Consider the following 13,837-nt stretch of genomic DNA (forward strand, 5'->3'; position numbering starts at 1 on the left):
CATGCGTATCCTTTTTTGTAATCTGTTTTGGCTCGCTTGTTAGAAGTGGAGCTGAATAACGGATGTAACAACAGCACCTGGACGGCGAACGCCTTCAATTTCTACTTTGATCTCACGTTCAATCTCTAGACCCTTACGTATTGGTGTCACTTTTGAAAGTGTACTTACTGCGCGAATACGGTTATCGGATTTTACTGGGTAAGGAAAGCGTACTTGGTTTAAACCAATATTCACCACCATTTTTGCTGTTGGGAATAGATTGTGTTCAGGATCAACACTATCTGTCAGCTTAGGTAGTAGTGCCAGAGTCAAAAATCCATGAGCGATCGTTGTCTTAAATGGTGATTCCGCTGCCGCACGCTCAGGATCGGTGTGGATCCATTGCATATCTTCAGTAACGGTACCAAATTGATTAATTCGCTCTTGAGATACATCTAGCCATTCACCAGTGTGAATCACTTGGCCTAGCTTCTGTTGTAACTCATCAAACAAAACCTGAGCTTCTGGTTTTAGTTCAATCGCTTTAGGCTCAACAACGGTTGGTTGCTCGTGAGCTTGAAGTTCGTCGTTCACAGCTGGTTGTTGAAGATCACGGAGACGTGTAAACAGGTGGCGATTATTTGCCTTGTTCAAAAATTCCCCCCAGTACTCACGCACAGCTGGAGACATCCACTGCATGAACTCGGAATGATGTTTTGAATGTGATTCACCACGATGTTTAAACAAGTCAGCGACTTTCATAAAAACCTCTGAAATAGACCATTAGGTACGATTAACTTCGTAATTTTGAATTACTTCACAATATTGTGCAATTACTTTCGAGCGTACATCTGTTGCTTGAAAGTTGTTTTGTTCTTTTTATTCAAGTGGTTATAAATAAAACACTATTTTATTGCAAACTCATCAGTAGAGTTATTGCCCAAGATTTTGTTATCTCGATTTGGCTGAACTGCTGATTTTAGTTTAAGTGAGTGTTTGAAATGTCGCCACTTGAACAAAGCAATGTAAATTAATGCTTTACAAGACTCATGCCAAAAACTAATATACATCCCGCAACGGAGAGATGGCTGAGTGGTTGAAAGCACCGGTCTTGAAAACCGGCATACGTTAATAGCGTATCTAGGGTTCAAATCCCTATCTCTCCGCCACATTCAGTAAAAAAGCCGCTAAGAAATTAGCGGCTTTTTTCGTATCCGCTTCAAACAACCCAACTAACTCGATTATCGCTAGGCTTTACTCTCTTATAAGTTAGAGTATTGATCTGTCGAGTCCCTCCCTTATTTAGCGTCGCTATTTTTGGATAGATGCTCCCCCGCCTGACTCAGTTTTTTGACTACACTTATACACAGCGTATTGAGTGAGGTCGTGTGATGATTGTCAGACTGATTTGTTTGTTGCTCACGTATCTATTTTCAGTCAGTGTTCAAGCCACAACGAAGATTGTTTGGAGCATACAAGACGAATGGCCACCTTATGTTATTGAATCTGGTGAGCTAAAAGGTATCGCTTACGAGATTGTTTCCGAAGCGTTTGCTGAACAAGGTTATGAGATCAAACACACTAAGAAACCTTGGAGCCGAGCGTTGAGAGAGGTTATGACTCAGCGCTACGATATTGCGCTGACGGTTTGGAAGAGCAGTGACAGATTAGAATATCTCGATTTTAGCGATGCGTATCTTATCAACTCTTTGGTATTTGTAACGCTCAATACACATTCATTTCGGTACACTGGTCTAGAAAGTCTTGCAGGTAAGAGAGTTGGTGTGCTGCGTGGCTACGCCTATGATGACGCATTCTTGAGTTCGGACGATTTTGATAGGATGGATGCTGACGATCTGGCTACTAACGTTAAAAAACTAAGAGTTGGGCGAATCGATGCTTTGGTCGCGGACAGAGCCTTTTTCCTTTGGTTCTTAAAGCGCAACGATTTAGATATCAATGATTTTTCGCTTATCGATGAGCCTTTATCAGAAAATCCTCTTTATATTGCCATTAGCCGTGACCACCCAAAGAAAAAAATCATTTTATCTGCGTTTAATGCCGGACTTAGGGCGTTACAAAGTTCTGGTCGTATCAATACTATCTTAGAGAAATACGAGTAAACGCCATTTCCTGAGATCAGTGGTTAAAAAACTGTGTGCTCTTTTCTGAACTAAGAAATTTAGAAAAATGTTAAATTAACCCTTTACCTCAACCTAACTTGAGGTATTAGCATGTTCTCCGTTGACTAGGAATTATGACAAGGAGAACAATATGATTCAGTTAGAGCATGTAAATTTGGTCGTTAAAGATATCCCAGAAATGCTAAAGTTTTACCAAGCAGCATTTCCGCATTGGTACGTGCGAGATGAGGGTAAAGGAGAGTGGAGTGGGAAACGGAGAAACTGGCTGCATTTTGGTGATGAATATCAGTACATCGCATTGAGTGATCATGGAGAGGGAGAAAATCGCTATTTACCAGGTCATCAAGTAGGCCTCGCTCATTTTGCCTATGTGACGAACAATATCGATGCGGTGATCAGTAGACTGGAAAATGCAGGTTATTCGATAGCGAAACCTGGTGCTGAAGAGCCGTACCGAAAGAACATCTATTTTGTCGACCCAGCCGGCTTTGAAATTGAGTTTGTTGAATACTTGACGGATGATCCAAAGCTACGCAACCTTTCAAGCTGAACACCTTAGCGCAGAGTTCCATAGTGATACTCTGCGCTTATCTTCTATCTCATTGTTAATTATTGATAGCGCAAGCTATTGAATTTTTTATTCTTATCTATGAGTTTTATTTCTGTACAAAAACTCATCTTTTTATGCATGAGTCACTCATTTTATAAATACTAGTTTCATAAATCATAATCAGTTGTTATCTTTCGCGCCGTTGCTGTCATCTAATCCTAATGGGTTAGAGCTAATGGCAGTAAGAAAATCAATAAAACAACATTGTTAAAGGTTAGATATGTTACATAACATGAAATGGCTTATTGTTGCACTTAGCAGCATGTATCTAATGGGCTGTGTTAGCCCACTTTCAGTCGAAGAGTCGGCCCCGCAAGTGAATATGCCAAATGAGACTGCTGAAGTTTCATTTGCTGTACTGGATCAGCGCCCATATGTGTTAGATGAAGATAAACAGGCGGATTTCGAGGGGATTATTCGTAGTAGTATTGGTATTCCTTACAGCCACTCTACGGTCACTCGTGAGCCAATGGCAACATACCTAGGCAAGCGTTTAGAGCATGGAATGAAACAGAAAGGTGTTGAAGTCGAACAATACCCAACGACAATAAACACTCAATTTAGCGACATAGTGTCAAAGCTTAATAAAGATGGAAAGCCGTCTATCTTGTTCGTATTGAATGAGTGGAAGTATGATTTCCATGCCTTCTCAGATTCCTCTTGGTATGACGTCGACGTGATTGCTTCGGATAAAACTGGTGAGAAGGTTGTGACCAAGAAGTTTGCTGGTGAGAACGATATTCCTGATAGTGGGGCGATCATGAATGAAATGATGCTTATTTACAAAGCTCGCTTCGAGAAGATTTTTGCAGACCCTGAATTAAGAGCGGTATTGAAGTAATAAAAAAGGCGAACTGAGGTTCGCCTTTTTTATTATTGTTCGACAAACATATAGTTTGCTTTCGTCACCCCTCTGTCATAGGTACAGAAAGTATCAGTCGCGGCTTCTGTTTTGCTATGGATCTTTATGTTGGTGATTACCTCTAAAGCTCCGGCATCATAGCAAGCTTGTTGAGCATCTTTTACTATCTCTAGTAATTGATTCAGTTCACCTTTCATCGTTGTTTCCATTGCCCCAACTTGATATGGGACATTCGCTGCTTTAACTACTTCGATAGCTTTATCGACAACTTCAAAATTGTTCCCTTCCTTTAAGCGAGGAATGACCTGAAAGGCAACAAATACCTCTTTTACGATAGGGCTGTTTGACGACATAAATTTTCCCAGTACGGTGGTTAGGATAGAGGCTAATGTTAGCCGAAGTTACATAGTGAGGCGAGGGCGAAATGCGGATACACCGCAGCGCCAAAGCGCGGAGCGGTGTAACTTGTGTTAGATACAGATTGCGATAGTGCCCGCGACCATAAGAGCGATCGCTACATACCAGAAGTACTGAGTCGTCGTATCAGCGACGTTTCCTTTGATGTAATTGATTTCTTCGTTAGCCGTGGTTACAAATTCGTTGTAATCAAGAGTCAGCTCTTTTCGGGCTGTGCTAAGGTCTTGTTGTAGTTTATTAAATGTGTTGTCAATGAACTCTTTAATGTCACTAACTGTGTCAGTCGTGAAGCTTAAATTGTTCCAGATAGCCATGCGAGATTCGTATTCGGTTTCTCCTACCAAGTTAAGAACACGCAGATCGTATTCACGTTTTGTACGTTCTTTACCAATACGTTTAGGGCTAATGGATTTAAGTTTGTTCACACAAATACTCCAATAAATTCAGATAGATAGTTGAGAGCAATAAATGGTGCTCAAAAGGTGATAGAACAAAATCAAAAGGTGTTATCTATTGAATTGAAAGACGAAATGCTAGTGGTGTTTTAAAGAGCGATGTAAGAGTGTTTTGGTTGGCAGAAGTGTAGATAGAAGCTGAAATTGCAGCAACTAGGTGATTTTATCAAGACGACAAAAGTTGTTTGTATTGTTGGAAACAGATTGAGCTCAGTCGCGCCCTTGCGTAGAATCGCCGCTCTCAATTCCTATTTCCTCAAGGAAAGCAGATGAACGTCAACCCAGTGATGACTTCGCAACCTGCGGAGTACGTTATTTCTCCAAAAAGAGAAGTGGCACTCCGCGAGATGCTGTCATTAGTAAAAATGGCTTCAGCTATCGCTGTACCTTCTTTACTAATCGCTCTGATCTGGCTTTAAACCAGGTCTTTACACAAGGATGTGTTCACTTATTCTGCTAAACCGCCTTTGGTTAACTGTGTTGGATCGAGTAGGCGCTGTAGTGTTTCTCTATCTAAATCTGTTTCCTCTTCTGCAACATCGATAATTGCTCGCCCTTGCTTGTACGCCTTTTTAGCGATGTCTGCTGCCTTTAGGTAGCCAATGACAGGGTTCAGGGCAGTGACCAAAATAGGGTTACGCGTTAACGCTATGTGCAAGTTGTCTTCACGAACCTTAAAGCTAGCGATAGCTTTATCTGCCAAGGACGTTGCGGAATTTGTTAGTAGCTCAATGCTTTCTAGAATGTTATGAGCAATAACAGGCAGCATCACATTTAATTGGAAGTTACCAGATTGGCCTGCAATGGTAATGGTTGTGTCATTACCTATCACTTGTGCTGATGCCATGGCGGCGGCTTCTGGAATCACAGGGTTAACTTTACCTGGCATAATTGAAGAGCCAGGCTGAAGACCTTCCAGCTCAATTTCGCCAAGCCCTGCCAGAGGCCCTGAGTTCATCCAGCGTAAATCATTTGCAATCTTCATTATTGCAACAGCTGCTACTTTGATTTGTCCAGATAGAGCCACAATGGCATCTTGTGAACTTAGGTTATAGAAGAAATTAGGGCTAGAGCTAAACTGAACATGAGTGACTTGTGAAAGGTTGTCTGCGAATGCACTTGCGAATCTAGGGTCGGCATTGATGCCTGTTCCAACCGCTGTGCCTCCTTGGGCCAGTGCTTTTACATTTTCAAGACCACGAAGGATGCTATTACGCGATTGCTCGATTTGAAACTGCCACCCTCCAAGCTCCTGATCAAAGGTGACAGGCATTGCATCCATTAAATGGGTACGGCCAGTTTTTACAACTAAACCAATCTCTGTTCGCTTCTTCTCTATTGCTGAAGCAAGGTAGTCTAGAGCGGGAAGCAGTTGTTTTTCGATTGTTAAAGAAGCACTGACTTGAATAGCGGTTGGTATAACGTCATTACTACTTTGGCCCATGTTAACGTGATCATTAGGGCTCACATCAGCTCCTAAAATGTCACTAGCCAATGTTGCGATAACTTCGTTAGCGTTCATGTTTGAGCTGGTGCCAGATCCTGTTTGGAACACATCAATTGGGAACTGATCGATATGCTCTCCATCGATAATACTTTGCGCCGCATCGGCGATAGCATTGGCGATATCTCCTTCGAGTAAACCAAACTGAGCATTGGTAAGAGCCGCAGTTTGTTTGATATAGGCCAGCGCTTGAATAAAGGCTACGGGCATAGCTAGTTGGCTAAACTGAAAGTTATTCACTGCGCGTTGAGTCTGTGCTTGATACAAAGCGTCTTTCGGGACTTGAACTTCCCCCATGCTGTCATTTTCAATTCTAAATGCAGATGAGTTTTGGTTTTGAGGCATGATGTTTCCTTTTGTTATTAGTCAAATGGCGCTTGAACACGCTGTAATTGTTGTTGTATTTGGAGAAAGCGAATATCCCCGTCATCCCAGTGGTAGTAGTACCGTTTTAGGCAAAGCAGTGGTGTATGAATAGAATCAAGACAGACGCGCCTGAACACTCTGCTTCTAATTGGATCTTGGATCGCGGCGAGTAAATCGAAATAGAGACGACGCAAAAATAGTTCACATAGTAAAAAGTTTTCGTGTGTGGCCCCGGGTTCGTAATATGAGGCTAGATTCATCGTGGAGTGTATGTAGTCATGAATCACATCAGGTTCAAAACCGCCATCAGTGGTTTTATCGATAAAGCGATCTTGAGACTGGTAGAAAGACTGATAAAGCGTTTTCTGGCAGAGCATAAAACACCGGATTTAAGTTTGATTGTTAGTAATGATAATTATTATCATTTAATATTTGGTAGTCAACCCTCTATGTTGTAAGGAAAAAGAAAATGGCTAGCTAAGGGGAACGAAGTCGCTAGCCATTAGAAACCTGCTGATCCTTTTCAATCAATGAGTTCTGTATGTGGATGATTTCTTCTGGAAGTTCAGGCCGTGAAAAGTAGTAACCCTGTATCTGATCGCAGCCCATGGCGTATAGCTTCTCTAATGCCTGTTGGTCTTCAACGCCTTCCGCCACTAAGCTAACTTTAAGTCTTTTAGCGAGCTGTATTATGAGCCAGACAACACTTTCTGAAGTGGCGTTAGTAAGCATATTACGTATGAAGGTAGCATCAATTTTTATACAGTCTATTGGGTAGCTGTGGATGTAATTCAAACTAGAATAACCGGTACCAAAGTCATCCAGAGCAACGGTGAAACCAAGTAAACGTAACTTGTCTAATACGATTTTGACTTCTTTCGTGCGAGACAGTAAAACGGTCTCTGTAAGTTCAATGGTAAATTCGTCAGGATGGAAACCATACTGATTCAGCGTGGCGAGTAAATGTTGTAAATAACGGTTCGAATTATTGAGCTCATGCGCGGAGCAGTTGAGGCCAAGTTTGATCTTATAACCCAGACCATCCTCGAGCGTCTTTTTCGCTTTGCAAGCCAGTTCGACTATTCGCTCCCCTAGTTCAATGATTAATCCTGACTGCTCTGCTGCTTCGATAAACTCAATTGGTGAAATGGCTCCTAGAGCCTGGCTGTTCCAGCGAGCTAAAATCTCAAAATATTCCCACCGAGCTGAGTTCTTAGTCACGATTGGCTGAGCGACAACATAGATTTCGTTTTGTTGGCTTGCCGGGTCCAGTTCATTACGTAACGCGTCAATAACCATTGCCCTTCGGTAATATTGTGCGCTTAGGTGAGTGTCGTAACATTGAATTGTTAAGTGACGGGATTGCTTGCATTCTTTTAATGCTAAGCTCGCATTCAACATGATTTGATCCGCGTTTAAGCTATGCGCACTGTGGCGAGCAAGGCCAATACTAACCTTTACTTTAATATTATGGGCGGGGTCTTGATAGCCTTGCTCAAGTCGTTCGACAATCCGATTACAGATCTCAAAAGGGTCACCAGAAAGTGATACAAAGGCAAACTCGTCGCCAGCAATTCGAAATGCCAATTGCTTATCGTTAATCGCATCTTCTATCGCATTTGCGACAAATTTAATGATTTGGTCACCGATGTAATTTCCATATAAATCATTGATAGATTTGAAATTATCAACATCTATGTAGGCGAGTGTGAACGGTTTAGTTCCAATCTCGGTTAGGCGTTCAAGTTTGTCCGACAAAAAGCTGCGGTTGAGCAGTCCAGTTAAGTTATCGTGGGATACTTCGTAACTAAGTTGGTTAACCAAGCTGTCAGATCGGACAGCTAGCCATTTCGCGCGCAAGTTGTGCACAACCAAGCGGGCAAACAGCTTATGGTAATAAATGACTTCATCGGGATTTGTTAGCACGTGGTTGAACGTTGACAGTAATACGCCTAATACATCACCAGACTCAGAGCGTAAAGGGATACCTAGGTAGGAGATGATCCCATGAGTTTTCAAGTACTCATCTTGTGGGAAGCTCTCAATGACGTCACTCTCATAGAACACATGTTCGAGCTCAGATTGAGTGACGGTCGCGCATGGGGTACCGGAAAGAGAGTATTCGAATGGGGCTTGAAGTTGGTTATTGCATGCGTACGAAAGTGTCGAGGCACGCATATTGAGTCTATCAGTTTCAATCAAACACGTGCAGTTACTCATGTACGTTTGATGCAGTACTAAAGTTACTCTATCTAGCAGTTCTGCTCCATCCAAACTCAATGTGTGATTAACCACATCTAAGTCAATCGACGGACTGATTATATTATTCCTAGCCATAGTAGAACCCGTTTGCGTGAATAGAATCACGTGTTGTTAGTATTGGTTCACCTTAAATATGGTACAAGTGGCATAGGTAGGCAAGTGAGAAAGTTTATTATTTGGTGCGAAATTACTCGGATCTCTCTCTTGCCAAGCGCTCTTTGAGGTAGTCGAGAAAGAGTTTGGTTCGAGTGTGTTGATAATCGAGTTTAGGGTAATACGCGTAGACTGTCGCTTCGTCAGCAGTAACGTCAGGTAAGATGCGTTTCAGTGTGCCACTTTTTAATTCATCTTTAATCATTACATCATTAGTTACCAATATTCCCATGCTGTTTTTGGCAGCGTAGAACATCGCTTCTGGGTTGGTGGTCGCGAAGTTACCAGATAGGAGGAGCCTTTTTCCCTTTGTGAGGGTGATTTCTCTTTGAGGTCGCTCGCCCCAGATTAGCGCATTGTGCTTGGTCAACTCTTCGACCTTTGTAGGCTCACCATTTTTCTCAATATAGTCTGGAGAGGCGTAAAACCCCGCTTTATGTTCAAATAATGGTGTGGCTTTAAAGCTGAGTGAGTTGAGTTGTTCGAGCTCGCGGCTGATAAACAAATCCAAGCTAAGTTCAGGTAATTGCCCTGGCGTTGTGGTGATCAATTGGATTCGAATATCAGGGTACATTTGAAGGAATTCGTTGAGATATTGAACTAAGAATTTCGAACCAACCGCAAGAGTGGCTCCAATTTTTAACAGCCCGGCAGGGCTTTGACTCACTGAACGCGTCTCATCAACAATTGATTGCCAGCCTTCTAGCTGCATTTTTGCTCGTTCATAAAAAAGAGCACCTGCTTCTGTTTGCGTTACAGTACGAGTTGTTCGTTTCAGTAGCTGAACACCAATTCTTTCTTCTAGCCAATGTACTCGTTTTGAAATTGCAGAGCTGGTGGTGTTCATTTTTCTGGCTGCTCCATTGAAGCTTCCTTCATCAACGACACGAATATAACTCTGAACGCTTTGGAGCCAATCCATCACTCTTCCTTATTGGTTCTTAATTGGAACTAATCAGTTTCCATTTCGATATATTATCTTTTATCAGTACCTAATTTACACTGATTAACAAAGAGTGCAAATGAGGAGGAAAGAATGAGAAAAACACCCATCTTACTGGCGATGATGATCATTGCGACTGGGCAAGTCGGTGTCAGCATCTACTTACCTTCTTTGCCACTGATTAGCCAGTCCCTGTCAGCGTCGCCTGCTGACGTTCAGCTCCTCGTAACGCTTTTTCTTGTTGGCTTTGGTGCATCTCAACTGTTTTATGGTCCACTTTCAGATGCTATTGGCCGCCGTCCAGTTTTTCTTATAGGGCAGGGCGTCTACCTGATTGGAACGGTTATTTGTGTGGCGTTTTCACACAATCTGACGATATTGGTACTTGGTCGACTCTTGCAGGGACTAGGGGCAGGAAGCGCATCTGTGCTTGGGCGCAGCGTGTTGAGAGACAGTTACGATGGTCCTCAGTTAATCAAAGCGCTTTCATATATTTCAGTGACTGCTTCGATAATGCCAATTATTGCTCCTGTGTTTGGAGGATGGCTAGCATTTTACTTAGGCTGGGAGTCAGTATTTATTTTTGTACTTTGTTATTTGGCTGCGATCTTTACTTTGGGCTACTTCGTGTTGCCAGAGACGAATAGTCAAAGTCATCACAACTTTCGTATTTCGAGTACGATCAAGAGCTACGGGCAATTGATTACTAATCGTCAGGTTGTTTCAAGTGCCAGCTATAACTGGGTAAGTTATCTAGCAAGTCTTGTGTCACTCTCTGTTATGCCATTTTTGCTGCAGCATGAGCTGGGTCTATCGGTCGCTGAATATGGCTCTGTCATGATTATCCCATCAGCAGGGTTGATGCTGGGCAGCCTAATGTTAAATGGGCTAAATCGTTACTTATCTACGCAGCGGTTGCTGACATTGTCGATTAGTATGATGCTTGCAGCGGGTGTTTGGTTGATCTTTACTGATACGACTCTCTTTAATCTTATTTGGGCATTTACTTGGCTGACAGTTGCTCAAGGCATTTCGTTTCCTCTTTCAATCAGCATGTTGTTAGAGCCGCATAAAAAGCAAGCTGGCGCAGTTTCTGCGTTGTCTGGTTCAATTCAGATGTGTATGTCTGGCTTACTCGGTGGTTACTTGGTCGAGCACTGGGTACGCAGCCAAGATGCGATTGGCTGGTTTTATCTGTTTACCGGTGCGGTACTGGCGATGGTGCTTTATTCCAGTTACCGCAAGGCTTCGTTAGAACAAGAGTTTGCTTGAAAGCCGCCAAGTGATTGATACAATGCGCGCAGATAGAACGAATCCATATAGGTACAACAAATGGAACACAAAGAGTTTGAAAGTTTAGTTAAGGCACTTTGCCAACAGGAGAGTCTGCCTCAAGCACTAGAGGTGCTTAAAAGCTCAGATGATCAGGAAGTTGCAGAGGCTGCTCAATCGCTTTCTGGTCAATTTGCACTTGCAGAAGTGGAAGGCGAGAAAAGAATTTATCACGTGACGTTGCAAGAGAACGACCAAGGTGAAGAACAAGAGTTTATCGAACACGTAATGAATGAAGGCGATGATGTGATTGTTTTTGTTGCTTGGTTCTTTGATGCTATGTTCGAAGTAAAACGAAAAGACACGTATCAAGCGGCGGGTAAAACCTATCAGCAACCTAAGCGAGCAAAATAATGTGATGTAGATCTTGTTTTTGTTTTAATTGTGATTAAAATCACGCTCCTTACTGTCGAGGAGATACCGATGAATCACGAATTAGGCAATGCATATCTAGGTCAAATGATCGCTAAACAAGCAATGCATGAAGCATTGTATGGTAAGCCTAAGGCGAAGAAAGCTTCATTTATCAAACGTATGATGAAGAAACTCAGCAAGTAATCGCTTCAAGTGAAATGGAATTTGTAAAAAAGCCGGAAGTCACATGTGACTTCCGGCTTTTTGCTATTGGTGATCCAATAATGATTATCTAGGTTACAATTGAGCTAAATCGCTCTGCTTGGGTTTTGCTTTCGCATTTTGCTTTTCAGCCTTGCGAATCAAGGCTATCAATTCAGATGAGCTCCAAGTGTCGTTGCTGGCTGAATATTGACTGCGCTGCATTGCTTGTAGCTCAAGGTTAATCTGCTCTCTTAGTGCACTATCTTGAAATACTGTCTCAGAAATCCACTCTTTCGCTAGATACCCTGAGCGAACACTATCTCCATTTTCAATTGCCTGAATGAGAGCTTTCGCACTACCTTGGACTGAATATTGCGGTTGAGTTGATGGAGCCGGCTGCTTCGTTCTTTTTAGAAGCACTACGCTGGTTAAGAGCCACAAACCAGCAAAAAGCGCAGTCAGGTATGGCCAGAAGCCTGCGTCTTTAACCACTACCGTTTCAGTTGTGTGTTGGGGGGCGTTGAAAACAGCAGACTCGCTGTTATTCACCAGATCGCCTTGCGCGACATTGAGTGTCAGTCCATCAAGTTTCGCGACAGCCGAACTTGCACTTTGGCTATTCCACCAGTTTATTTGGATGTCATTGAGTTTAATCTCCCCTTGTTGCTGAGGAATTAATACTTGAGTGACTGTCATTCGAGTCGTGCCATCGTCAAGTTGACTGAACTGAGGCTTTTCTTGATAGACTCGAACTGAATCTGGGTAACTGACTTTAATATCAGGGAACCGTTCGCTGGTCACGCCTTGAATATCTAGCGTCAATTCACGACTTATCGACTCACCGACTTTGGTCTCTATTGTTTTATTTTGAATTCCATTTCCATCGCTGTCAGACCAGCGTTGAGATAGGTTTAGGCTTGAAGCGGGTAGCCATGCGCCTTGATAGTTGTCAGGTATTGGATTGACAGTGATGGAGAATTTTTCAGGTTTTGTATTGGCAGATACAAGTTTCGTCGTCCCTGTTCGATTGTTGCCATACACCACGCTGCCAGTAAAACCGATACTCGATAGAGTAAAGTCTCCCGAGTTATCTGCTGTGACGCGATAGTTTTGATCTAAAACCGTGACTTCTACGCCGTCTAATACGCTCTGATATTGGTTTGGCTCTCCGATAGCATCTAAGGTTAAGCCCTGCGCTTGAGGAGGAATAACACTTGGGTTTTGTAGGCGTCTAGGATCTGCTTTGATGATCAAGCGAGTTTTTAGTAATGCGCTTTCATTTGGATACAGAGTTTGTTTATTGATCGTGCTCTGTAGCGCAACTAAGTCGCTGACCTTAGGCTCATCGCTGTCCATGCTGACCTGAATCGAGATCGGTTGTGACTGACTGCCATCAATTGTAAATGAAGGGATAGTTGCGGTGCCCAATCTTTGCGCCGCGAGAGAGATATTCCATTCACTTCTCGTGCTTCGACTACCATTGATAATGTTTAACGAAGTGCCAAAGCTAGGTCTACCAACGTAAAAATCTTTCTCTAATACGCTTAGATCAAGATCGTCAGAGGAGACTTTTTCGTCCACAACAATTCGAAGTTGAAACACTTCGTTTTTCACTACTTTGTTTTTACTGACCGTTACCGAGATATTAGCGGCCAATGACGATGGGCTCACCAAAGCAAATAGCATTGAGAGTAAACTGACAAAAAAGAATGTGTTACGTTTTATCATCACCATTTCTTACCTGTTTGTTGCGGTGGTTGCTTCTGCTTAGCTTGAAGTAGCATTTGTGCTCGAATCAGTCGGCTTGGATCGCGTGCCGTTTCAACTTGTTGGAGCTTTCTTAGCTCAGGATCTACTTGCTGTTGATTGTCTTGTTCAGTGGCAATGGGCGTTGAGTTATCCTTATTTTCGCTTTCTGATTCCTGCAATTCAGATTGAGCAGCATTAGTTTGGCGCGGCTCATTTCGTTCTGAGTTTGAATCAGAATTGGGCTTCTGTGCATCGCTTTGCTGAAGGTTGTTCTCTTTATCCCCATGCTCCTCATTTTGTTGGGAAGGGGAACTCTGTTGCTCTTGAGGTGACGAGGCACTGGCGTCGGATTGAGATGATTGCTGTTCACCTTTGTTCTGTGACGAATTTTCTTGTTGAGAGCTGTCGTTGTTTTGCTTGTCCTGTGGCTGAGACTGGCTAGAATCACCTTGCTGTTGCTGTTGCTGTTGCTGTTGCTGTTGCTGTTGCTGTTGCTGTTGCTG

General features: G+C 42.8%; 15 protein-coding genes, 1 tRNA gene and 1 pseudogene. 8 read left to right on the plus strand and 9 right to left on the minus strand.

The features are described from left to right. Nucleotides 1–39: 39 nt before the first annotated feature. Nucleotides 40–741 carry a MaoC family dehydratase gene (locus tag AC4MRV_RS02230; protein WP_491185779.1) on the minus strand — a complete coding sequence of 234 codons (702 nt, stop codon included), beginning with the start codon at nucleotides 739–741 and terminating at the stop codon, nucleotides 40–42. A gap of 316 nt (nucleotides 742–1,057) precedes the next feature. Between AC4MRV_RS02230 and AC4MRV_RS02235 the strand changes: the two genes are divergently transcribed. From AC4MRV_RS02235 to AC4MRV_RS02250, 4 genes are all read left to right on the plus strand, one after another. Then, nucleotides 1,058–1,148 (plus strand) — tRNA-Ser (locus AC4MRV_RS02235). A gap of 222 nt (nucleotides 1,149–1,370) precedes the next feature. Next, a complete protein-coding gene (locus AC4MRV_RS02240) occupies nucleotides 1,371–2,102 on the plus strand; it encodes a substrate-binding periplasmic protein (RefSeq protein WP_491185805.1) in 732 nt (243 codons plus the stop codon). Nucleotides 2,103–2,253: 151 nt separating this feature from the next. Further along, the gene (locus AC4MRV_RS02245) at nucleotides 2,254–2,673 is read left to right on the plus strand and encodes a VOC family protein (RefSeq protein ID WP_491185780.1); all 420 of its coding nucleotides are present in this window, start codon (nucleotides 2,254–2,256) and stop codon (nucleotides 2,671–2,673) included. 280 nt (nucleotides 2,674–2,953) lie between these two features. Beyond that, nucleotides 2,954–3,574: a hypothetical protein gene (locus AC4MRV_RS02250; RefSeq protein WP_491185781.1), complete on the plus strand. Its 621-nt coding sequence runs from the start codon at nucleotides 2,954–2,956 to the stop codon at nucleotides 3,572–3,574. Nucleotides 3,575–3,606: 32 nt separating this feature from the next. Here AC4MRV_RS02250 and AC4MRV_RS02255 read toward each other — a convergent pair whose 3' ends face one another. Continuing rightward, the gene (locus AC4MRV_RS02255; protein WP_491185782.1) at nucleotides 3,607–3,948 is read right to left on the minus strand and encodes a thiamine-binding protein; all 342 of its coding nucleotides are present in this window, start codon (nucleotides 3,946–3,948) and stop codon (nucleotides 3,607–3,609) included. 117 nt (nucleotides 3,949–4,065) lie between these two features. Further along, nucleotides 4,066–4,404, minus strand: coding sequence for a thiamine-phosphate diphosphorylase (locus AC4MRV_RS02260; protein WP_491185806.1), 339 nt, complete (start codon nucleotides 4,402–4,404; stop codon nucleotides 4,066–4,068). 332 nt (nucleotides 4,405–4,736) lie between these two features. Here AC4MRV_RS02260 and AC4MRV_RS02265 point away from each other — a divergent pair, with 332 nt between their 5' ends. Then, the gene (locus tag AC4MRV_RS02265; protein ID WP_491185783.1) at nucleotides 4,737–4,886 is read left to right on the plus strand and encodes a hypothetical protein; all 150 of its coding nucleotides are present in this window, start codon (nucleotides 4,737–4,739) and stop codon (nucleotides 4,884–4,886) included. 29 nt (nucleotides 4,887–4,915) lie between these two features. Here the strand turns inward: AC4MRV_RS02265 and AC4MRV_RS02270 are convergent, their stop codons facing one another. The 4 genes from AC4MRV_RS02270 to AC4MRV_RS02285 form a co-directional block, all read right to left on the minus strand. Further along, entirely contained in the window at nucleotides 4,916–6,316 is a 1,401-nt protein-coding gene (locus AC4MRV_RS02270) for a class II fumarate hydratase (RefSeq protein ID WP_491185784.1), read from the minus strand. Between the two features lie 17 nt (nucleotides 6,317–6,333). Beyond that, nucleotides 6,334–6,714 (minus strand): hypothetical protein, encoded by a 381-nt coding sequence (locus AC4MRV_RS02275; RefSeq protein ID WP_491185785.1) that lies wholly within the window; start codon nucleotides 6,712–6,714, stop codon nucleotides 6,334–6,336. 118 nt (nucleotides 6,715–6,832) lie between these two features. Continuing rightward, nucleotides 6,833–8,674: a putative bifunctional diguanylate cyclase/phosphodiesterase gene (locus AC4MRV_RS02280; RefSeq protein ID WP_491185786.1), complete on the minus strand. Its 1,842-nt coding sequence runs from the start codon at nucleotides 8,672–8,674 to the stop codon at nucleotides 6,833–6,835. 112 nt (nucleotides 8,675–8,786) lie between these two features. Then, on the minus strand, nucleotides 8,787–9,674 hold the full coding sequence (locus AC4MRV_RS02285) for a LysR family transcriptional regulator (protein WP_491185787.1): 888 nt from the start codon (nucleotides 9,672–9,674) through the stop codon (nucleotides 8,787–8,789). Between the two features lie 114 nt (nucleotides 9,675–9,788). On the opposite strand from AC4MRV_RS02285, the gene AC4MRV_RS02290 reads away from it, so the two are divergent. The 3 genes from AC4MRV_RS02290 to AC4MRV_RS02300 all read left to right on the plus strand — a co-directional run bounded on the left by AC4MRV_RS02290 (nucleotide 9,789) and on the right by AC4MRV_RS02300 (nucleotide 11,585). Then, entirely contained in the window at nucleotides 9,789–10,967 is a 1,179-nt protein-coding gene (locus AC4MRV_RS02290) for a multidrug effflux MFS transporter (RefSeq protein ID WP_491185788.1), read from the plus strand. Nucleotides 10,968–11,027: 60 nt separating this feature from the next. Continuing rightward, on the plus strand, nucleotides 11,028–11,381 hold the full coding sequence (locus tag AC4MRV_RS02295) for a hypothetical protein (RefSeq protein WP_491185789.1): 354 nt from the start codon (nucleotides 11,028–11,030) through the stop codon (nucleotides 11,379–11,381). Nucleotides 11,382–11,450: 69 nt separating this feature from the next. Continuing rightward, nucleotides 11,451–11,585, plus strand: a complete 135-nt coding sequence (locus AC4MRV_RS02300; RefSeq protein ID WP_491185790.1) for a hypothetical protein — start codon at nucleotides 11,451–11,453, stop codon at nucleotides 11,583–11,585. Nucleotides 11,586–11,678: 93 nt separating this feature from the next. Here AC4MRV_RS02300 and AC4MRV_RS02305 read toward each other — a convergent pair whose 3' ends face one another. Together AC4MRV_RS02305 and AC4MRV_RS02310 are read right to left on the minus strand one after the other, a co-directional pair. Next, a complete protein-coding gene (locus tag AC4MRV_RS02305) occupies nucleotides 11,679–13,313 on the minus strand; it encodes a BatD family protein (RefSeq protein ID WP_491185791.1) in 1,635 nt (544 codons plus the stop codon). After that, a pseudogene (locus AC4MRV_RS02310) lies at nucleotides 13,313–13,837 on the minus strand (hypothetical protein); the annotation flags it as partial. The gene AC4MRV_RS02305 and the pseudogene AC4MRV_RS02310, both read right to left, overlap by 1 nt.

It is taken from the genome of Vibrio sp. (assembly GCF_984391705.1).